The sequence below is a fragment of the Methanobacterium sp. BAmetb5 genome (genome assembly GCF_003491305.1).
Taxonomy (GTDB): Archaea; Methanobacteriota; Methanobacteria; order Methanobacteriales; family Methanobacteriaceae; genus Methanobacterium.
The window spans coordinates 2172501-2195452 of the sequence record NZ_CP022706.1; the positions used below are offsets into that span (position 1 = coordinate 2172501).

At 34.9% G+C, this 22952-nt stretch carries 18 protein-coding genes (1 of these 18 only partly in view); 12 read left to right on the forward strand and 6 right to left on the reverse strand.

Going from position 1 to position 22952, the window contains the following annotated elements; translation table 11 throughout:
• Positions 1-853 carry the 3' portion of an ORC1-type DNA replication protein gene (locus tag CIT02_RS10840; RefSeq protein WP_394340415.1) on the forward strand. 290 nt of this gene lie to the left of the window's left edge, so the window shows 853 of its 1143 coding nt (coding positions 291-1143); the start codon falls outside the window, past its left edge; its stop codon occupies positions 851-853.
• A 175-nt stretch (positions 854-1028) separates the two neighbouring features.
• On the opposite strand, the gene CIT02_RS10845 is transcribed toward CIT02_RS10840, so the two are convergent.
• Positions 1029-1736, reverse strand: coding sequence for a DUF4012 domain-containing protein (locus tag CIT02_RS10845; protein ID WP_292612384.1), 708 nt, complete (start codon positions 1734-1736; stop codon positions 1029-1031).
• A 357-nt stretch (positions 1737-2093) separates the two neighbouring features.
• Here CIT02_RS10845 and CIT02_RS10850 point away from each other — a divergent pair, with 357 nt between their 5' ends.
• On the forward strand, positions 2094-4991 hold the full coding sequence (locus CIT02_RS10850; protein WP_292612386.1) for a glycosyltransferase: 2898 nt from the start codon (positions 2094-2096) through the stop codon (positions 4989-4991).
• 97 nt (positions 4992-5088) lie between these two features.
• On the opposite strand, the gene CIT02_RS10855 is transcribed toward CIT02_RS10850, so the two are convergent.
• Entirely contained in the window at positions 5089-6342 is a 1254-nt protein-coding gene (locus CIT02_RS10855) for an FkbM family methyltransferase (RefSeq protein WP_292612387.1), read from the reverse strand.
• A 231-nt stretch (positions 6343-6573) separates the two neighbouring features.
• Between CIT02_RS10855 and CIT02_RS10860 the strand changes: the two genes are divergently transcribed.
• From CIT02_RS10860 to CIT02_RS10890, 7 genes are all read left to right on the forward strand, one after another.
• Entirely contained in the window at positions 6574-8676 is a 2103-nt protein-coding gene (locus CIT02_RS10860; RefSeq protein ID WP_292612389.1) for a glycosyltransferase family 2 protein, read from the forward strand.
• A 170-nt stretch (positions 8677-8846) separates the two neighbouring features.
• Positions 8847-10628 (forward strand): hypothetical protein, encoded by a 1782-nt coding sequence (locus CIT02_RS10865; protein WP_292612391.1) that lies wholly within the window; start codon positions 8847-8849, stop codon positions 10626-10628.
• A gap of 104 nt (positions 10629-10732) precedes the next feature.
• Entirely contained in the window at positions 10733-12493 is a 1761-nt protein-coding gene (locus CIT02_RS10870) for a hypothetical protein (RefSeq protein ID WP_292612393.1), read from the forward strand.
• A gap of 42 nt (positions 12494-12535) precedes the next feature.
• Positions 12536-13873, forward strand: coding sequence for a UDP-glucose/GDP-mannose dehydrogenase family protein (locus CIT02_RS10875; protein WP_292612395.1), 1338 nt, complete (start codon positions 12536-12538; stop codon positions 13871-13873).
• A gap of 1 nt (position 13874) precedes the next feature.
• Entirely contained in the window at positions 13875-14675 is an 801-nt protein-coding gene (locus tag CIT02_RS10880; protein WP_292612397.1) for an ABC transporter permease, read from the forward strand.
• Positions 14676-14694: 19 nt separating this feature from the next.
• A complete protein-coding gene (locus CIT02_RS10885) occupies positions 14695-15441 on the forward strand; it encodes an ABC transporter ATP-binding protein (RefSeq protein WP_292612399.1) in 747 nt (248 codons plus the stop codon).
• A 56-nt stretch (positions 15442-15497) separates the two neighbouring features.
• Positions 15498-16448 carry a glycosyltransferase family 2 protein gene (locus CIT02_RS10890; RefSeq protein WP_292612401.1) on the forward strand — a complete coding sequence of 317 codons (951 nt, stop codon included), beginning with the start codon at positions 15498-15500 and terminating at the stop codon, positions 16446-16448.
• A 30-nt stretch (positions 16449-16478) separates the two neighbouring features.
• Here CIT02_RS10890 and CIT02_RS10895 read toward each other — a convergent pair whose 3' ends face one another.
• A complete protein-coding gene (locus CIT02_RS10895; protein ID WP_292612403.1) occupies positions 16479-17102 on the reverse strand; it encodes a CARDB domain-containing protein in 624 nt (207 codons plus the stop codon).
• Between the two features lie 422 nt (positions 17103-17524).
• Here CIT02_RS10895 and CIT02_RS10900 point away from each other — a divergent pair, with 422 nt between their 5' ends.
• Together CIT02_RS10900 and CIT02_RS10905 are read left to right on the forward strand one after the other, a co-directional pair.
• Positions 17525-18412 carry a glycosyltransferase family 2 protein gene (locus tag CIT02_RS10900; protein WP_292612405.1) on the forward strand — a complete coding sequence of 296 codons (888 nt, stop codon included), beginning with the start codon at positions 17525-17527 and terminating at the stop codon, positions 18410-18412.
• A 38-nt stretch (positions 18413-18450) separates the two neighbouring features.
• Positions 18451-19857 carry an undecaprenyl-phosphate glucose phosphotransferase gene (locus CIT02_RS10905; RefSeq protein WP_292612407.1) on the forward strand — a complete coding sequence of 469 codons (1407 nt, stop codon included), beginning with the start codon at positions 18451-18453 and terminating at the stop codon, positions 19855-19857.
• A gap of 24 nt (positions 19858-19881) precedes the next feature.
• On the opposite strand, the gene CIT02_RS10910 is transcribed toward CIT02_RS10905, so the two are convergent.
• Together CIT02_RS10910 and CIT02_RS10915 are read right to left on the reverse strand one after the other, a co-directional pair.
• Positions 19882-20709 (reverse strand): LCP family protein, encoded by an 828-nt coding sequence (locus CIT02_RS10910; protein WP_292612409.1) that lies wholly within the window; start codon positions 20707-20709, stop codon positions 19882-19884.
• A gap of 67 nt (positions 20710-20776) precedes the next feature.
• Positions 20777-21985 (reverse strand): DUF1616 domain-containing protein, encoded by a 1209-nt coding sequence (locus CIT02_RS10915; protein ID WP_292612411.1) that lies wholly within the window; start codon positions 21983-21985, stop codon positions 20777-20779.
• Between the two features lie 245 nt (positions 21986-22230).
• Between CIT02_RS10915 and CIT02_RS10920 the strand changes: the two genes are divergently transcribed.
• A complete protein-coding gene (locus CIT02_RS10920; protein ID WP_292612413.1) occupies positions 22231-22599 on the forward strand; it encodes a hypothetical protein in 369 nt (122 codons plus the stop codon).
• A gap of 47 nt (positions 22600-22646) precedes the next feature.
• On the opposite strand, the gene CIT02_RS10925 is transcribed toward CIT02_RS10920, so the two are convergent.
• Positions 22647-22835 (reverse strand): hypothetical protein, encoded by a 189-nt coding sequence (locus tag CIT02_RS10925; protein WP_292612415.1) that lies wholly within the window; start codon positions 22833-22835, stop codon positions 22647-22649.
• Between the last annotated feature and the right edge of the window lie 117 nt (positions 22836-22952).

Below are 22952 nucleotides of genomic sequence, written 5' to 3' on the forward strand. Positions count from 1 at the left end.
TCGTTTTAACATTTTCTCCCAGATCTACCAGCATATATTCGGCCATGTGCCTCCAGAAACTGGTGTTCCCTTCTCCCGTATCTACGGAGAGATAATGAAAAAACTGGCCAATGAGGGGAAAGCCCTGGTGGTGGCCCTGGATGATATCAACCATCTATTTTACAGTAAAAATGCCAACCAAATACTTTATGACATATTAAGGGCTCATGAAGTATTCCCTGGCGTTCGAACCGGTGTTTTTGCCATAATATCAGACATAGAATTCCGGTACATGCTGGATAAGAATGTTAGTTCGGTCTTTATACCCCAGGAGATAGTGTTCGATCCCTACACTTTCCAGGAGATCAGGGACATACTCCACGATCGGGTTAAAGTTGGTTTTTATCCATCTGTTTTATCTGATGAATTATTGGATGAAATTACCGAGGTTACACTGTCTACCGGGGATTTAAGGGTGGGCATTGATCTTTTACGTACCAGTGGGAATTTTGCTGAGGCTGATGCCTCCATAAACATTCAAAGAGAACATTTAGATAAGGCTATGCAGGATTTTGACTCTCACCATATTCAGGATACCATTGACAAATTATCCGGGGACGAAAAAAATCTTCTAAGGGCAATAGTTAAGGTAGAGGATGAACATCCTACAGCGGGGAACATTTTTAACATCCTTAAAGAAGCGAAAGTAAATGAAGGGAAATCTTTCAGTTACGCTTCCTTCGATCGTGCATTGAAAAAACTTGAATTTGTGCGTTTAATTGACACTCGTTTTACAGGTAAAGGAATAAGGGGTAATACTAGGTTGATTATTATACGTTTCGACATTAAAGAAATAGAAAAATATCTTAGATAGATTACTCATTTTTTTTAAACTTTCAAAAAGTTACTTATGAAAAGACTTTAATTAATTTCTACTTTTTTTAGGATGAAATGGGATATGTAAAAAAGGGAGAAAAAAAGAAAAATGAGGATGGAAGATATTTTTTTTTGTTCAGTTGTTTTAACCTTCTGTTTAGGTTATGCAACCCTTAAAAAATGCTGTTTATACCTTCATAAGTTACAAACTCTCTAAAAGCATCTGGAGGGAATACATATACGTTTCCCTGAGTATACTGGGATGTCATGGTGTCTATGAGAGTTTTTCGATTATTTGGATTTTGGGCTGCTTTTTTAATACCATTCATAAGGGACTGGACTGCACTACCTCTGGACATACCATTGGCATTCTGTTCTTCCCTCAAAAATTCAATGGAGTTACCACTCACAGTACCCTGACCTTCCACATAAATGGGTCCAATAGCCTTTATAATGGCATCTATTGCTTCAGGGGTTACAATAACTACTAGATCAGTTTTCATGCCAGTGTTATATTCAACAGTTTCCTGGGCTATTTTAGCCCCTCCCTCCACATCTGAAGTCCATAATGAATCGTGTAGATAGTACCTATCAATTCCATTACTTTTCATGTCTGCAGTGGGAGATAAAGTGGGATGAGACATACCTCCAGGATAGATAGGGGTCATATTAACCATGGTTAAATTTTTCACGTTTACTACAAATGCCATGTCCACACCTCCAACACCCGGTCGTTGTTCAGAGGGGTCTGCACATAGGAGTAACACGTTATAATTTCCCTCAAATTTTTCTTTTCCCTGTGAATAAAAATGAGATACAATCAATCCTCCCGCTGCAATGAGGATTATTAATATTATTAATGCTATTAATTTCTTGGACATTGTTTTAACCACTTTTATTTTTTTCTCTGCTTTTTACTGCAGAATAAAATACTACTATTAATTGAAAATGATTAGTTTAGGATGAATGCAAACCTTAAATAAAATTTTATGTTAGATTCTACCTTATATAACTTTAGGTTAAATTTAAAGGCCAAGATTTTTGTACAAACCCTCGAAGTTCGTGTAGGAACTCATTATATATCTAAACCCCTGACTTAACACCCTAAAATTTATAAAAGAGTCTGGAAATAAGAATTGATATAAAATGGATATTCTGTACTAATTGTCAATTTCATGATGATCCTAATTGGATTAGATAAATGTTAATTAAGAGTAATAAAATTATGAGGTTTTATAGTGAAGATTCCTCCCTGGGTAAGAAAATTAAAAGGCTTTGAAGAATTAAGAAGATTTAGAAATAGTACCAGGGACTCTTACAAATCCTGGAAACACTTAACTAACTCTAGATTTAGGAAGTTACAGGAGTCCAGGTTAGCGGAGTTTATTAAACAGGATTATAAACTCACTGAAAGCCAAAAAAAGGAGTTATATGAATCCATAATAAATCAGAATACTTTAAATATTGATATTGAAAATTTTGATGATGATTCACCCAGTGTTTCCATTATAATAATTAACAGGAATGGTCTTAAGCATCTTGAAAGGTTGTTCGAGGATTTTGAGGAAAAGATACAGTATCCTAATTATGAGATTATCGTGGTAGACAATGACTCTCAGGATAAATCCTTAACCTTTTTAGAGGGTCTTTCGGAAAGTTTGCCTTTAAAACTTATTAAAAACACTAAAAACGAGTCATTTTCAAAGTCAAACAATCAGGCAGCTGAAATAGCCGATGGTGATTACTTATTTCTTTTAAACAACGATGTTGAACCCATCTATGGCTGGCTCAACCAGATGATGAAATCAGCACTCCCGTCCGAGGAAGTGGGAGCTGTGGGGGCAAAACTGGTTTACCCTGACTGTTCAGCTTCTCGTTATAACTGGAGAAACTCCTTTAAAATTCAACATACGGGAATAGCATTTAGAGAGGAAAAAGGGTTTATAAAACCCTACAATATTGGTAATGGTGATGCATTTACTGTTGATGAGGACGAAAACATAAATAGGGCAGCAATCACTGCAGCAGCCTTACTGGTTTCTAAGGACAAGTTTTTCCAGGTTGATGGTCTGGACGAGGGATATTTATACGGGTATGAAGATGTGGATTTCTGTTTAAAGTTACTTAAAAAAGGTTACAAGAATGTATGTTCTTCTAGAGCATTATTGTTCCACTATGAATTCGGTACACAGGAATCTGACAAAAACAATGAAGTTAGAGAAAGGCGTTTAAATAATAGGAGATTATTCCAGGAAAGATGGGGAAAATGGTTGCGCAGGGAACTGTTACTGGATAAATTAAATGATAACCGAATTTTTTCCCCCAAACCTCTTAAAGTAACCTTCGTGGTCACTGAAACTGGTGAAAACAGTTCTGCCGGTGATTACTTCACCGCCCTATCCCTGGGGAAGAGCTTCAAAAAATTCGGCTGGAAAATTGATTACCTTTCCCGGACTGAATCCAAGGACTGGTACGAGGTTGACCCCGATGTGGATGTCTTAATATCCTTACTTGATGCCTATGATATTCGCCGGATTCGCTGTGAAAATAATCTACTCATTAAAGTGGCCTGGCCCCGGAACTGGCTCAGCCGGTGGATATCACACCCAGACTTTGTGGATTTTGACCTGATAATGACCACCAGTGAAACTGCCTGCCATTACATAGAAGATAAAACCGGGATGAAAACTGATCTACTACCCCTAGCCACGGATCCAGAGATATTCAACACTGAAGTAGTAAAAAGTGAAGAATGGGAATGTGATTACTGTTTCACCGGTAGCTACTGGAAGGATCCCCGAGAAATCGTGGACATGCTGGACCCGGAAAGCATACCCTACAACTTCAAGCTTTTCGGTAAAAACTGGGATGAATTCGATAAATTAAAGGATTACTATGAAGGTTTCGTTAACTACCAAGACATACCCCGGGTTTACAGGTCCACCCGGCTGGTGTTGGATGATGCCAACAGAGTGACCAAGGAATATGGATCAGTGAATAGCCGGGTATTCGATGCCATTGCCTCTGGCGTTATGGTAATTACCAATGGAGATATAGGTGCAGAGGAAACCTTTAAGGGGATCTTACCAGTCTATAAATCTAAAAAAGAGCTTAAAAAACTCCTTGAATTATATCTATCTCATGATGAGGAGAGGAAAGCAAAAATAAAGGAGTTAAAGGATTTTGTTCTGTCCCATCATACCTATGACCAGCGGGCGGATAAAATAAGGGATTGCCTGGAAAGTTACATCCTGAAGAGGAAGATGGCCATTAAAATTCCTGCACCAAGCTGGGATGAAGTGGAGGAGTGGGGTGATTACTATTTGGCCATGGGATTGAAGAAAGAACTGGAGAGGAAGGATTGTGAAGTAGTACTCCAAGTTTTACCGGAATGGGAGGGTGATGGTGATGCCCGCTGTGACACTGTCCTGGTTTTAAGGGGATTGAGCCGTTATCAGCCAAAACCACAGCACTTCAATATAATGTGGAACATATCCCACCCTGATGAGGTGACCATTGAGGAGTACAACCAGTACCAGCACGTGTTCATAGCATCCGAGTTCTGGGCTGAGGAAATAGCCCCAAAAGTTGATGTCCCTGTGGAAGCCATGCTGCAGTGCACAGACCCCGAACTCTTTTACCCGGACCCTGATGATAAATACAAACACGACCTGTTATTTGTGGGAAACTCCAGGGGAGTGCACCGGAAGATAATCAAGGATTTACTGCCCACTGAGGAGGACCTGGCAGTTTACGGTGCAGGTTGGGAAGGGCTGATCGATACAAAATATATTAAAGGAGAGCACATTCCCAACAAGGAGTTGAGAAAAGCTTATTCATCATGTAAAATCCTCCTTTGTGATCACTGGGATGATATGAGGGATAAAGGTTTCCTTTCAAATCGCCTATTCGATGCATCCGCCTGTGGGGCTTTTATTATTTCGGATAAAGTTAGGGGAGTAGAGGATGTTTTTGGAGATACGATGGTGACTTATGATAATCCTGATGATCTTCAATCACTTATTAATTATTATTTAATCAATGATGAGAAAAAGGAAGAAGCGTTAGATAGAACTGATTTATTTAACTTTACATTTGAAAAAAGGGTAGAATTAATAATAAAGTTAATAGATTAGTGTTCGTTATAAAAAATAAGATTAATTTGGTTTTTAGAAGGATAATAGATAAATATTTTCCATAATTATTTAAATTTTCTTTAAATAACTTGGTGATTTATGCAAATTTTGCCTGTGGTAATTTATTAAAATATTCATCTTTTACATAACAAAAACTGTGTATATTATTTGCATAGAACTTTTTGCTAATATTTTCAAATCCAACTAATTTTCCATCTAAATCTTCGCCTAAGTGGTTTTCACCCATAATTAAATCCACTTTATCTAATACATTGTTATCTATTAAATTATCAAGAATTTTATGTTCTGAACCTTCAGTGTCTATTTTTAACACGATATTTGAATTGATATTATCCTTTTTGATGATATCTAAAATAATTGCACTTGCCTCTTTTACATTCGCTTTTTTAATCTTCATTTGTTCTTTACCTTTTAACCATTCTGATTGGATATTAGTAAACTCTAATTCAGCTGTTGTGATTCCATCGGAACCTGGAAGACAATATATGTCGATTTCATCATCTTTATCAGAAAGTCCAAAATTATATGTTTTTATTTTATGAGCTAACTCGGGATTCAGGTCAAGATTCTCCAAAGCAAAATCATAAGTTTCTTGATTTATTTCAAAACCGTAGACTGCTTTACAGGAATCATAATTAGCGAATTTCAGTGCAGCATATCCTCTATTCATTCCTATATCAAAAACAACAAATTCTTTAAACTGATATAATTGTGGTACGGAATATCCATCCCTTGCATAAATTTCGCCAATAGTATAAAAACGATTATTTGTAACAAGCTTAATCCCCTCTTCAGTTTCTAAGTATATTCTATTTTCTGATGGGGAATGAGATAAAAGTTGGATATTATTAAAAAAACACATTTGGAAGAATTGATCGGTGTCCATCATTTCAAATGAATTTTCATCACCGTTAAAGAAATATCCCTTGCAAATATCATAATTTTGATTGAATGTATCAATAGCTGTTTTTAAATTTTCTCTTATAGAAATATAAGAATCCATAAATGCGTTTGTTTTTTCTTGGTTGTGTTCGTATTTTTCTATGAATTTGTTTGTTTTTTCTTGGTTTTCTCCGTATATGTCTAAAAAAGCGTTTAAAAAGGCATCTGTTTTTTCTTGGTTGTGTTCGTATTTTTCTATGAATTTGTTTGTTTTTTCTTGGTTTTCTCCGTATATGTCTAAAAAAGCGTTTAAAAAGGCATCTGATTTTTGCTGGTCTCTTTCATATGCATTTAAAAAATCATCTATCCTTTTATAATTTCCTAGGTATACATTGAATGTTCTATTCGCTTTTTTAATAAAATTCAAAGGATTTTTTAAAGAAACCATATTAACCGCCTCGATAAATTTTGATATAATCTCATTAAATCATTTAACTTTCTTATAGCCTTTTTATTAAAATTAATAATTATATATTTGGAATAAAATTAATAAATAAACAGTTAAATGATCATAGTAACCAAAGGAACATGCTTCAAATCAAAGTTATAATTTTTATCTATTAAAATCATCTGATAAAAAACATGATTAACATTATTCTTATTCAGGTGTGTTGATTCTATGAAAAATCAAGAAAAATCGAATACATACCCCATTAGAACTAGTGATCAAATGAAATATCTAAAATCAATTTTAAATGACAGTCAATTTAAGATAAGCATAATTATTCCAGTATATAATGTGGAAAATTATATTAAAAATGCTTTGGACTCGATTGTAAGGCAAACTATCGGTTTAAAGCATCTGGAAGTAATCATGGTAAATGATTGTTCCACTGATAAAAGTGGAAAAATAATGGATGAGTATGCTAATAAATATAAAAATTTCACCTCAATACATCTTCATGAAAACAGTGGAGCTGCTGGAAGGCCAAGAAATGTTGGAATAGAAAATTCTACAGGGAATTATCTAATGTTCCTTGATCCTGATGATTATTATACTGAAGATGCTTGTGAAGTCTTATATGGTCGGATTGTTGCGGATAATGTAGATATTGTATTTAGTAGATATGTTTATGTCTTTGAAAATAAAATCCAAAGATGTCACAGTATTTTTGGTGATTTAGATGAGATAAAAGTCAAAAAAATTGATGAAGAACCTGGACTCTTTACAATTCCTCCGTCAGTATGGACAAAAATATTTAAAAGAAGTTTCATTGTGGAAAATGATATTAGATTTCCAGAAGGTATCCCTGCCCAAGATCTGACTTTCATGGTTCATTCTTTTCTAGAAGCAAATGGAATTGTCTATTTAAATAATCGCTTTTTATTTAATTATAATAGGATACGTGATTCAAAAGGTGATAAAGGCATAAGTCGAAATAAGAATAAGAAAAACTTAATGGGTATGATTCAGGCATACCATAAAACATTTGATTTATTGAAGAATTATGGGAAAGAAGAATTTTATCCAACTCTTTTTAAGGGACATTTACAATTCTGGATGGATGGCTTTATAATAAGTAATACAAGTTCAATTGAAAAAAGAGAATTGTTAGAAACAATCGGTTTTCTTATTGAGGAATTCAATAAATATGATACAGAACTCAATAAAAGGTATATAACTCCACTTTTTAACAATATAGTCGATAAAAGATATGATGATGCAATTTCACTGTCGGAGATTATTAAAAATTTCATAGAAACTCAAAATAAACTAGAAAAAGAAAAAGATGATTTACAACGAATATTAGATTCAAGTAAAAACGAATTGGCAGAACACTTAACTTTTACTGGTTATATAAAATACAAATCGAAAAATATTGCTTTTAGGATCAATAAACGTTTTAAATGGAATATTAAAAGTTTGTATATCAAATTAAAAAATTTTTTTGTAAATACAAAAGATAGAATTTTTAAATTATATATCCAACTTCAGGGGTTAAACCCTTCCATACGTTATGATGATTTAACATTAATTTTACCCTATCGAAAAACAAATGATCCGGATCGTGAAGAGAATTTGGATATTACTTTAAATTTTTTTAGTAAGATAGGGATAAATAATATGATAATATCTGAGCATTCTGATAAATCCTCCAAAGATTATTTAATTAAAAAATATGCTCATTTATTTAATTCTTTTAGAGTTTGCACGGTTTTTGCTAACGGTCAATTATTTAACAAATCTAGAGCTATTAATAAAGGAGTTCTAGAATCACTAACACAATATGTTGCAATTGTTGATGTTGATTGCATAACCAAAAAAGAAAATGTAAATAGGGCTATTAAGCTTTTAAAAAAAGGATATAAAGTTGTACATCCTTTTGATAGGAAAGTCACCGACATAATAGATAAGAAAACATTTCAAAAAAAATTTGATTTCCATACTATAAAAACTACTGTGCAGAATAGGCCTTGGGCAGATGGAGGTATTGTTTTTTGGGATAAAAATTCATTTATCAATATAGGTATGGAAAATGAAAATTTTAGTGGTTGGGGCGGCGAGGATAATGAAATAATGATAAGGGCAGATCTATTTAACCTAAAACAATATAGAATCGACGATACATTATATCATCTTTATCATCATAGGCCCCAAAAGAGAACTCAAAATAATGTTGAACAATTACAAAAAACTCGACAGATGACTAAAGAGTTATGTTTGGATGAAATAAATCGTTGGCCTTGGGTGATTGAAGCTAAAAAAGGTTATGTTAAATGAAAAAAACTGCTTATGTTGAAAATCCAGGTAAATGAATTAATAAATTATATAAATAATTTTTTATAGTGATTTCTTAAATAATGGTTTAAACATTCAAACTAAATTTTAATCCCTCCTCTCCATGTTATACCTATAAATAATTAAGGAAGAAAATTAAATGAGGAGTTAATATGCATTTTATTTTGATTTCAAAGAAAGATTCATTTAAAGATGAACAAATAAATGAATACTTATTAAGCTCGTCTGATGCGCCTTCTTTAATTTCTAGAGAGGCCATTAAATTTGATATATCTAATTTTATAATTTACATTTATCCCTATGACCATATTGACCATGAGGTTTATGGTTATTCTTATTTTGCTGATGAAGATAGACTTTTGTTGGTTAATGGAATTGTTAATGTTAACAATAATCTACGAAATCCAGATATATGTGAATTTTTTGACGAGTTGAACGATTCAACTGGATTGTTGGGTGATTACCAAATAATTTCGATAGATAAAGAAGCCAATGGATTTATTAGAACTCCTCCTTTAAGTGTAAGGCAATTATTTCATTATGAGGATGAGAGCTGTGTTGTGATTTCGACAGAAATAAAGCTGATTGTTGATGGTATTCAGAAATTTAGGGAAAGACCTTTTGTTCATCATTTCGATTATGATTTCATTGAAGATTCTGTTTTCAGGGAATGGACTCCAAGAGATTTCCCGCAAAAAACAATTTTTAAAGAAATAGAAAGAGTAGTTCCTTATGATACTAAATATTTCAAAGAAGGAAAATTTATAATCAAAAAAAAGGATATTCAAATCCCTCAATGGTTCGAAGAAATGTATAAAGAGAGTAAAGTCGAATTATTCAATGATTATTACAAAAACTTGGTGAATTTTGCAGAATCTAATCTAGTAAGACTGAAACCAAACATTGAAAAAATATGTCTAGGTTTAACCGGCGGATTTGACTCAAGATTAAGTGCCTCAATCCTTTCTAAAATATGTAAAAAACATCAGATCCCCTTTGAATGTCAAACTTCAGGTCAAAATGACCACCCGGACGTGATCCTATCAAAAAAGGTTGCAAATATTCTGGATATTGAACATACTTCAATTTATGCTTCTGATGATTTGGGTTCATTTCCGTTTATGGGTCCAAATACTACTGCATATTGTGATTACATTTTAACTTTTTATATGGCTCAAGGCGATTTTAATTCTAAAGATTTTGTACCACAATATAAAAGGAACATTTCAAATTTATCTTTAATACTTATGATAGGGATGGATGGTTACAAAAAGGATGAATTGTATAAGATCGCCTATGCCAATAGGTGGTATGGGAGGAGAAATTTCTTCCACATCAATTTTTTCTTTCCATTATTTTTCACTGAGTATGAAATGTGGTTTGCTTTGTTATATGCGGATCATAGGGAGAATGATGTTTTTAAAGAATTTGTTTATGAAATATTGAAACGTTCTGAACCTAAATTATTAACTATTCCGTTTGCAGGTGATTCATTACCCCAAACTGATGTAAAACCTTATTTAACAGTTTTTGATTCTAAAATTCATGAGAAGGATCCTTTTTTGTGGGATTATGATTTTGTTAATATGAATTTAAAACCAGTATTGAGTGAAAAATTTGATGAGTTGGACGATGACTTAAAGTCTTTTTTGAGTTTTGTTGGTCTAAATGAATTGGATTATTTTCTTAATAAAAAAATAGATAAGTTTATTGAATCTTATCGTGAAGACAAAATTGATTTAAATGAATTTTTCAAGCTATTACTAAAAGAAAGATTTTTTAATAACTATCCGCGAACTAAAAGTATGATAAAAATGAACAAGAAAAATCGCTATCCTTATAATTCAAAGCTACAGATATTAATGGATTTTGCTACAGTAGCAAATTTTCATTCCTTTGAAGAAATTGAGAGATATTTGGGGATTAATGAATAAGTTTCATGTTATTATATTAAATGTTATTTTTAGGAAAAAATAAAATTTTTATAATTCATTTAACAATTTAATAAAACTGTTGAATATTAGGGAATAGTGAAAGTATGCATTTTATTTTGATTTCAAAAAAAGATTCATTTAAAGATGAACAAATAAATGAACACGTATTAAGCTCGTCTGATGTGCCTTCTTTAATTTCTAGAGAGGCCATTAAATTTGAAATATCTAATTTTATAATTTATATTTATCCCTATGACCATATTGATCATGAGGTTTATGGTTATTCTTATTTTGCTGATGAAGATAGGCTTTTGTTGGTTAATGGTATTGTTAATGTTAACAATAATCTACGAAATCCAGATATATGTGAATTTTTTGACGAGTTGAACGATTCAACTGGATTGTTGGGTGATTACCAAATAATTTCGATAGATAAAGAAGCCAATGGATTTATTAGAACTCCTCCTTTAAGTGTAAGGCAATTATTTCATTATGAAGACGAGAACTGTGATGTAATTTCAACAGAAATAAAGCTGATTGTTGATGGTATTCAGAAATTTAGGGAAAGACCTTTTGTTCATCATTTTGATTATGATTTCATTGAAGATTCTGTTTTCAGGGAATGGACTCCAAGATATTTTCCACGAAATACTATTTTTAAAGAGATAAAGAGGATATTCCCACAAGATACTAAATATTTTAAAGAAGGTAAAATATTACTAGAAATAAAAGAATCTATTGAAGTTCCGCAATGGTTTAGAGAGTTATTTAACAATAACAAACTCAAGTTATTTGATGAGTATTATGATAGTTTGATTAGTTTTGTGGAAGCTAATTTAGTTAGTTTGAAACCTAACTTTGAAAAAATAACTTTAGGATTGACTGGAGGATTAGATTCTAGATTAACTGCAGCTATTCTTTCACCAATATGTAAAAAGCATGGAATATCATTTGAATGCAGTACTTCTGGTCAAGACACTCATCCAGATGTAGTTATTGCTAAAAAAGTGGCCAAAGTTCTTAATGTCAAACATTTTCATGTTGTTCCTCAAAATAATAAACGTCCAAATACAAATGAGTATAAAGAATATGCTTTAACATTTTATATGGCCCAGGGAGATTGGAATTCAAAAGATTTTGTAATTGGTTATACTAGAAAAATATCCAACTTTTCTGTAATTGCTCAATTAGGCATGGATGCTTTTAAAAGATATACAATAGATAAAATATATTCTGGTAATAGATGGTTTGCAAGAAGAATTCTTTTCCATAAAAATTTTTTCTTTCCGTTGTTCTTCACAGAATATGAGACATGGTTCGCTTTATTGTATGCTGAACACGGAGATGAAGATGTTTTTAAAGAATTTGTTTATGAAATATTGAAACGTTCTGAACCTAAATTATTAACTATTCCGTTTGCAGGTGATTCATTACCCCAAACCGATGTAGAACCCTATTTAACAAAACTTGATTCAACACACCATGAAAAAGATCCTTTTTTATGGGATTATAATTATGTTAATGCAAATTTAAAGCAAGTATTAAGTAAAAAGTTCAATGAACTTGACAAATTTGACCGAAATTTTATAAAAGTTTTAGGTTTAAACGAGCTAGATTATTTCCTTAATGAAGAAATAAGCAAAATTATTAATTCATATCATGAAAAAGAAATTAATTTAAAAGAATGTTTCAAAGCATTATTAATTGAAAGATTTTCGGATAAATATCCTCGGACAAAAAACATGATAATAATGACCAAGGAAAATCGTTATCCTTATATAAATAAGATGCAGATATTAATGGATTTTGCTGCAGTAGCAAATTATTATTCATTCCAAGAAATGGAAAAGGATTTTGCTATTTAATATACTTCAATGCGTAAATAATTATCTTACTGGTGGGTGGATATGAAAATAACAGTTATCGGAACAGGTTATGTGGGGTTAGTCACAGGTACCTGTTTTTCAGAAATGGGGAATAAAGTTTATTGCATAGATATTGATAATGGGAAGGTAGAATGTCTAAAAAAAGGTATCATACCCATTTATGAACCAGGAGTAGAAGAATTAGTACTTAAAAACCAGTCCAAAGGGGAACTTATCTTTACCAATAACCTTAAAGAAGGTTTGGATAATTCTAATCTCTGTTTCATCGCCGTGGGCACTCCCATGGGTGAAGATGGCAGTGCTAATTTGCAGTATGTTCTTGATGTGGCTAAAGACATTGGACAATTGGTAAATCATGACATAATCGTAGTTAACAAATCCACAGTTCCAGTGGGAACCGCCGATAAAGTTAAAACCACTATCCTGAATGAATTAGAACAAAGAAATCTTAAGCTCAATGTTGAAGTAGTTTCTAACCCTGAATTCTTAAAGGAAGGATCTGCAGTGGAAGATTTCATGCGACCTGACCGGGTGATAATTGGATCAAGTAATGGAAATGTAATTGAAACCTTGAAAGAATTATACGCTCCATTCACCACAAACCATGAGAGATTTATCACCATGGATATTCGCAGCGCAGAAATGACTAAATATGCCGCCAATGCCATGCTCGCCACCAGAATATCCTTCATGAATGAAATAGCCAATATTTGTGAAAAAGTAGGCGCCGATATTAATAATGTGCGTATGGGCATAGGCAGTGATAAAAGGATTGGATACAACTTTTTATATGCGGGTTGTGGATATGGGGGTAGTTGCTTCCCTAAAGATGTTAAAGCTCTGATTAAAACCGCTGCCAATCATGGATATGACGCTAACATATTAAAAAAAGTGGAAGAACTCAACAACCAACAAAAACTTTCATTAGTACGTAAAGTAGTAGATAAATTTGGGGAAAACCTCTCGGACTTTACCTTCGGAATATGGGGCCTTTCCTTTAAACCCGGAACTGACGATATGCGAGAAGCACCTTCAGTGGTCACCATTAACAAATTATGCCAATTAGGGGCTAAAGTGCAGGTTTATGATCCACAGGCAATGGAAGTTGCTGAAAAGTACTATTTTAAAGATAACAAACAAGTAAAATATGCAAAAAATAAGTACGATGCCCTAGATAGTGCCCATTCTTTACTGTTATTGACGGAGTGGAAGGAATTCAGAAGTCCGGACTTCGAGGAAATGAGTAAGAGAATGATTAATAAAATAATTTTCGATGGTAGAAACCAATATAATAAGGAAACACTACACGAAATTGGCTTTGACTATCATCAAATAGGCAATGGTTATAAAGGAAGTTAATATGGCAGCAGGGAACGTCACTGGGCACAGATTTCTATACAATTTTAGGAAATATAAATTCTTACTTTACCAGTTAGTAAGCAGAGACATAAAAACCAAGTACCGTAAGTCGGTTTTAGGAGTATTCTGGAGTTTTTTAGAACCCCTCCTTACCATGATCGTGCTCACCATCATATTTTCAACATTATTTAAAGGTTTTGGGGTGGAAAACTATCCTGTGTACTTATTAACTGGTAGATTGATATTCACCTTCTTTTCAGGTGGAACCACTGCTGCCATGCGATCAATAAGGAGTAGTGCAAGTATCTTAAAAACAGTTTACGTGCCAAAATATATTTATTCCCTTTCAGCAGTATTATCCAACTTTGTAACCTTCTTACTATCCCTGGTAGTGTTATTTTTAGTAATGGCTGCCACCAATGCACCATTTACCCTTTACATAATATTCACCAGTTTACCTATCCTAGCCCTGCTGTTCTTCACCATAGGGGTGGGACTGATAGTGGCCACCATAAACGTCTTCTTCCGTGATCTTGAACATTTGTATGGGGTTCTTATGACTCTATTAATGTACGCTACGCCCATATTCTACCCTGCTAGCATTGTACCGGCCAGTTTCAGATTTATTCAGGATTATAACCCAGTTTATGCTGTTATAGAATGTTGTCGGAGTGCTTTTCTCTACGGTAAATTGTACGATCCACATCAACTAATATTCGCATTAATATCGGCTGCAGTGGCCATGATTGTAGGTTTAGCACTGTTTTATAAATACCAGGATAAATTCATACTACACGTATAAAGTTCACACAGGTGAAACATTGGAAAACACGGTTATTAAGGTTGAAAATGTAAAGATGAAATTTAACTTAAGTAAGGAAAGAACAGACAACCTTAAAGAATATGTTATTAAGTTCCTAAAAAGAGAACTACAATATCAACCATTCTGGGCCTTAAATGACGTTTCTTTTGAAGTTGAAAAGGGAGATAAATTCGGGATAATTGGATTAAATGGTGCGGGTAAAAGCACACTTTTAAAACTTATTTCTAGGGTAATGAAACCAACGGAAGGTAAAATCTGGGTAAAAGGAAGTATGGTGCCTTTATTGGAGATGGGTGCTGGTTTTGATCCAGATTACACTGGTCGGGAGAATATTTTTCTCAAGGGAGCTCTATTAGGATACACCCGGCCTTTTTTAGAAGAAAAATTCGACGAAATAGTGGAGTTTTCCGAGTTAGAAGAATTCATCGATGTCCCCCTGAAAAATTACTCATCAGGGATGAAAGCCAGACTGGCATTTTCCATAGCTACTATGGTTGAACCGGAAATATTAATTGTTGATGAAGTCCTATCGGTGGGAGATGCTAAATTCCAGCAAAAAAGCCGTGAAAAAATGAATTCATTATTGGATGAGGATGCAACGGTTCTTTTTGTATCTCATGCCACTCAACAAGTAAGGAATATATGTAACAGGGCGATATGGCTGGATAAGGGGAAATTAATCGCTGAAGGTCCTGTTGATGAAGTTTGTAATGCTTATGAGAAATTTATCCAGTTAAAAGATTGAAAAACCATGGATAAAATTGTTTTTAACAACAGGGATGCATCAATTATGGTGGCTTTATGGATCTAACAGTCATAATCCCCAACTACAACGGCAAACATTTTTTAGGAGAGTGTTTTCAATCTTTAAAGAATCAAAACTGCCAATTTGAAGTCATAATAATCGACAATGCTTCCCGGGATGGAAGTGCAGATTACATCCGGAAAAACCATCCAGAATTCAAACTAATTGAAAACACAGAGAACCTTGGCTTCCCCGCAGCAGTAAATCAGGGAATAAAAGCCTCCAATGCAGAATATATTTTTCTCCTGAACAACGATGTGTGCCTGGAAGCAGAAACCATTTCTAACCTTCTAAAGTGCATCAAAACCGATGAAAACATCTATGCAGTTTCCTCGAAGATGATCCAGTACCACGACCGGACTAAAATGGATGATGCCGGGGATGAATATACCATCCTGGGCTGGACAAAGAGGGTGGGTTATGGGAAGTCACCGGAAAAGTATACTGTAGAAAGGGAGATTTTCAGTGCCTGTGCTGCTGCATCCCTCTACCGTAGAAGTATCCTGGATAAAATAGGATACTTGGATGAGAACTTCTTCGCCTACCTAGAAGACGTGGACCTCAGTTACCGGGCCCGGATTCATGGTTATAAATGCCGGTACTGTCCAGAAGCGGTGGTTTACCATGTGGGGAGCCAGACCAGTGGTAGCAAGTACAATGAATTCAAAACCCGTTTATCAGCCCGAAACAATGTCTACGTTCCCTACAAGAACATGCCCTGGCCGCAACTGTTGTTGAACATTGTTTTCCTCTGCACCGGCTATTTCATCAAATACATCTTTTTCTGGAGGAAAGGGTACGGTGAGATCTACTTAGCTGGCCTAAAAGAGGGGTTTAATTCACGGAAAGAAATTGACAAAGTAGCATATAACCCTAAAAATCTTAGAAACTATCTTAGCATACAGTGGATATTAATCAGAAACACTCTTAAATTCCTATTTTATTAAGAAAATATAAAGATAATTGGGAGTTACTCATCAGATTATGTTGACTTGAGTGGAACTGTAGATATCATTGTTGTTTTCATTGGATTCGTATATTTCTTTATTGGAATCTACTACCAATCTAATGTAGTATTTGCCAGGTGTGATATTGGCAGGTACCGTGAATGTGGTGTTCTGGGTTATATTATCACCACTGAAAAGTTCACTAAGCCGTATTTTGCCCAGGAATATGACGTTCTCTGGCTTTTTCTCAGGAGTGAACTGGAAGGTAACATTGCAATCATCGGTGGGTAAAATACCATTATTTTTAATGGTGTTGGGAATGATTATTTCCTGACCGTTCACGGCTGTTGAAGGAGCGGTTACATTGGTTACAACCAGATCTCCAAAGAAAACAGCACTATCCACAGCTATAATTATGAAAACCAAAAAAACCACGGCTATAACAATCATGTACTGTTTTTTCCAGTCATCGAAGATACTCTTAGGAGTTTTTGTCTCCTGGTCATCAGAGGTATTGTTTGATGGTTCTGGAATATTTGTGGCTTCATCTGGTTTGATTATTAATTCTCCCCCACATTTGCATTGAAAGTCGGAGGGGTTTTCATCAGGTTTTAGCTGGTATTCCTCCCCACACCTTGAACATTTGACGTCCATGTTATCCTCCTCGCCTCTAGTGATATATATTCTTATTTACTATAAGTTTTTCCACTCAACAACTTATTTGAAATAAACAGCGTTTAAGGGGACCACCATTCCTCCTATATTCAGTCAGATCTTTTAAGCCCCCCTAACTTGAGAAAAATCTCATTTTTAGCCCCTAAACCTTAGAAAATATCTCCCTTTTCTGTCCATGGGGAGTCCCTTCATTAATTTAGTCATTTTTCAACGTAACTTATTAAAGTTAGAACCATCAACATATTCTTATAACAGCTTTAATTCACATTTCACCATATTTTAGAAATTACTATCCCCATATTTCCTAAATAAATGTTTTAAATGTAAATGTGTCCTTAATATTTGATATTTTATAACCATGAAAAACTGTATAGGTTTTTAAGTTACTTAAAGGCGGTAAAATGGATTTATCAATAATAATAGTAAATTATCAAACTTACAAACTTACCAAACAAACAATAGATTCCATTATCAGCAAGGATCATCCCTTTAAGTATGAAATATTTCTGGTGGATAATGCTTCCCCTGATGACAGCTTGGAAAGACTGCAGAAAGACTTTGCCCGAGAACAGGAAAACGGTTTAATCAAGTTCATTGCCAACAACAGAAATAGTGGTTTTGCCCATGCCAATAACCTGGCCCTGAAGAAGAGCAATGCCAGATATGTCTTATTACTTAATTCAGATACCGTAATCCTTAATAATGCTCTTGCTAAATGTATCAATCACATGGAGGAAGATTCCAGTATAGGAGCTTTAGGGTGTAAGGTGGTCCTGCCTGATGGTTCATTGGATAAGGCCTGTCGGAGAAGTTTTCCCACCTTCAGTGTATCATTTTACCGGATGGTAGGCCTTTCCCGACTTTTCCCTAAAAGTAAACGTTTCGGTAAATACAACCTGACTTTTCTGGATGAAAATCAAACATACGAGGTGGATTGTTTAGTTGGGGCGTTCATGCTGGTCAGATCTGAAGCAATCCAGGAGGTAGGTCTCCTGGATGAACAGTTCTTCATGTACGGTGAGGATATTGACTGGTGTTACCGTATTAAATCGGGTGGTTGGAAAATAGTCTACTACAGTGATGCGGAAATTGTCCACTACAAGGGGGGAAGTAATAATAACCAGGAAGAGCCACGTTTAATTCGCGAATTTTATCGTTCCATGTATTTATTCTACCATAAACATTACCGGGATAATTACTCTTTTATAATTACCGGGATCACTTACTTGGGGATTGGGAGTTTTTGTGGTTTAAAACTTATATTGAATCGTTTAAAGAATATTATATGAACCCCCTTTATGGGGTTCGCTTTAATTTGAGTGATTAAATGATCAGAGAAAATCAAAGAATCTTCAACATAGCCTTAGTAATTATTGATTTTACAGTCATCACCCTGGCTCTGGTCCTGGCATGGTACATCCGTTTTGCCACTGATCTTCTGGGTTTTGGCAGCAATGTGGGGGGATTCTACCACTACATACTACCTATTCTCCTGATTTTACCATCCTATATTTTCATTTACTATCTTCTGGGTCTATACACACCCCAAAGGACTAAAAAGACCATAACTTCAGAAGCGTTTAAGATCCTCCAGGCTAACGTTGTGGGCCTGTTTTTCCTTGTAACCATGCTGTTTGTACTGGAATTCACGGACTATTCTCGGTACATGCTGGCCATGTTTGGTATATTCAGCACAGTTCTATCCATCACTGAAAGATTCATAATAAGGAAGCTATTGCAGTATCTGCGTAGCAGACGGTATAACATCAAATACATTCTGGTCATTGGAACTGGGGAACTGGCCAGGAAATTTTCCGAGGTAATCATCCAGAATGAATACTTGGGATATGATATCATGGGATTCCTAGATGAGAACCATTCCCGGGCTGATTTTCTTAATGGTTTTAAGATTTTAGGTACAGTTGAAGATCTGGAAGATGTACTGTCTAACAACTTGGTGGACCGGGCGGTTATAACCCTTTCTCATGACAACTACAATCTCCTGGAGTGGGTGGTGGAAACCTGTGAAAAGTGTGGAGTGCGTGCTGAGATCATACCCTCCTATTACAGTTACATGCCCACCAAACCATACCTGGATGTCATCGAAGGCATTCCTTTGATCCAGATTAGGCACATACCCCTGGATAATTCATTCAATAGGTTCCTAAAACGGTGTTTTGACCTAATATTAGTACTCCCGGCCATTGTAATCTTATCTCCTCTACTGATTTTAGTGGCCTTTCTGGTTAAATTAAGCTCTTCCGGGCCAGTGATATTCCAACAGGAAAGACTGGGACTTGACAAGAAAAGTTTCCAAATGTACAAGTTTCGCAGCATGAAAGTTCAGGATGAAGAGAAAGAAAAATTTCACTGGACCACTGAGGATGATCCCCGTAAAACCGGGTTTGGTTCGTTTATCCGGAGAACCAGTATAGATGAATTACCTCAGTTTTTCAATATATTAAAGGGAGAAATGAGTTTAATAGGGCCTAGACCCGAGCGCCCACATTTTGCGGAAAAATTCAAGGAAGAAATTCCCAAATACATGGTTAAACATCATGTTCGTCCGGGGATGACTGGTTGGGCCCAGGTCAATGGTTACCGGGGGAACACTTCCATTAAGAAGAGAATAGAACATGACATTTACTATGTGGAAAACTGGACAACCACCCTTGATGTGAAAATATTCTTCAAAACCCTTATAAACCTATTTAGGGATGAGAATGCCTATTGAATAGGTGAATTCATTCTCATAATCCTAATTCCTCAATCCCAGATCGATGATTGTTTTTTCTGTTTTATTTATGTCGGGGATCATATAGTTTATCCCATTTATATGAGTATATTCTCCAGTAACCACCCCGGTTTTAGCATTGTCTATATTAAACCCAGTGATTAATTTTTCAATTACTGTTGTCTCTAGTGGTGGTATATCTGTTTTCACATTTTTCCTTAACTGGTTCAAAACAGTAGGGGCTTGAAGAATGTTGGAGGGATTTAAAGCTTCATTGATAATAGCGGTTATTGCTTCCCTGTGTCTTTTCATCCGCCCACCCTCGGATTCGGAGTCTTGCCTGAAGCGAACATAGATCAAAGCTTCATCACCGGTTAATTTACTCACCCCAGTTTTACCATGAAGTTCCGGTCTCACTGCGGAGATATGAGGTTCTACATTCATGGTTATCCCACCCAGGCTATCCACCATTTCTTTAAAATCAGTGAAGTCCACCAGCACATAGTAATCAATTCTAACCTTCAAAAAGTTCTCCACAGTTTCTTTAGTGGTATTTATATCTCCATAGGCATATGCACTGTTAATCTTATCCACACCCTTTCCAGCAATCTGCACTTTTGTATCGCGTGGTATGGAAAGAATAGAAACTTCCTTGGTGTTTTTGTCTATGGATAAAATGTTAATGGAATCTGTATACCCCTGGGTCTGGGGTGTCCGGGCATCGGCACCTAAAAACAATATGTTAATTCTTTCACTGGAGGAATTGGTCTGGGGAATAAACAGAAGGTAAGACAAGCTAGCTGCCAAGAGGATTATTCCCATCAATAACAATATTACTACTTTTTTATTCATCTGCATAGCGCCCCTAACTATAATTTTTTAATTGAATTGTCTCCTTTGGTAGTGAAAATAGAGGAAATTAGGTTATTCTCATCCATAAATCTCGTGTTTTGTAAGGATTATTGTCAGGAAGTTTATAAAGAAGGAATTCCATCTTCCTCTCCCCTGATGTTCCCGCAGTGAAATTAAATGGGATTTCCATTTTTTCATTGTTTTGTAAGGTAATGTTATCCTGTTTTAAGATAGTACTGTTTACTTGAATTAGTAAACGATAATTCACAGTGGATCCTTCCCGGTTCACCACAACCATGGTTAGGTTGGTTTTTGTTCCAGAAGTGAGATTGAGAGTATTAGCATTCAGCCCTTTAATGTAAAAATCGGTGGAATTAGTTTTATCATCTCCACTTGGCAGCTGACCCGGTTGAATAATAGTGTAGGCCGCAGTACATAATGTTAGGATAATGCAGATGATCAGGAATACTCTCAGTATCCGTTCCAGTTTTGGAATATGCAGCCTTCTTTCCAGGGGTATTTTTTTCGTTCTGAGGAATGTTATAAGGCAGAATATAAGGCTGAAAACAGCAAGAACGATGAGTATTAGTTCTAAACGTATACTCCAAGCAGTATAATTAAAGGCCAAACCAATAAGGGAAGTCAGGATTAAACTAGCTCCACAACCCAGTGCAAAACGTTCGACCAGTTCCAGATCATAATTTTTAGGGAAGGTAACAGCCAGTAACAGATATCCTGGTATGAAACATACGAACAGGCTGCCGGGAACCATCCAAAGGGGTGTTTTGTTTATGGGGGGAACTATAACCGTAACGATCATCAGTACGCTTAGCAGGATTAAGGTTATCAAATTTTTGGACAAGGCCCCCTTGGAGTAGGTGGGGATGAATTTTTCAGAAGTTTCTTCAGGTTCACCTTTAAAATGATTAATTCTAAGTATATAGGCTGTAATGGAAAGTACTATGGTAATTAACGATAAAATCAAGATTAGATCTCTAAGTTGAAGTCCTAAAGAAGAATATTTAAGTATTACGCTAATTAAAATGGTTAGAAATACACACAGCTCCATGAGCAGTAGTGGTTTTTTAAGAAGCCCTGAGTAATTTTCTTCCGGGTAAAGTACTGATATCAATGAATATCCTGAGGATACAAAGATGACCATAAATACAAGAATATTTACTATAAAGTTATCAATGGGCTGGGTTGATGCAAATATGGTAGTGATAATTGATATTATAAAAAGTAACATTAAATCTTTAGATGATATCCCTTTCATTATGATCCTCCGTTATTCATAGAGTTCTGGCTTTAATAAACCTTTTTAATTTCATTTAAATTTAGAATTTATAATAATTATGCTTTAATATTTCCGGGGAGTTTGATTATGGGAAGGTTGGAGTAATTAATAATGAATGGTACTCTGGTAAATATATTTGAATATGGACTAATCAATGAATATAAGAGGTAATTTATGGCCAAAGATTATATACACTAAAAAAACATACAATAAGATGTGTTATTATGAACAAAGATTATAAATTGATGGGTGGTTTGGTACCAGTCATACTGATTTTATGCATTGGGCTGTATGGAATCCCAGTTTTAGGTTCACAATCTGATTCCCAGGTAAACTCGGTTGCTTATAATGGTACTGATGAATCTAATGCCACTGTTACTAATAATACTGTAGCTAGTGATGACTCAGACGCGGATGATGATTCCACTCAAACTTCCACCCAAGTGACTAGTAGCCGATCATCTAACAGCGGATCAACATCTAACACTAATACTAACACGGGTAACACACAGACTCCTTCAGAACCAACTCCTGAACCAGAGACACCTCCGGAACCAGAACCAGATACATCTCCAGAAATAAATATCGTTTAAACCTACTACTCTTTTTTTTCATTTTTTCAAAATGAATTAAATTGAAATTAAATACCTGCGGGGAAATTGGAGTTGGGGGTTGCGGCCACCATCATCACGCTGATCATAACCACGGTTATCATAATTATCATAGGAACAAAGTAGCGCATACCCAGGTACCGTAAATCTATTTCATCCCTGTACTGAGTTTTTCTTCTTAAATCTGGAATTGAATTACTTCTGTAACTTTTTTGCATGTTATGCCTCCTTTATTAAGGAATGAGGCTCATAACGTATTTAAGGGAAGAGATAGAGAGCATCTGAAAAGTAATCCCCCGGGTCCTGAAGACAGTGGGATGAGATTCATCCCAGTT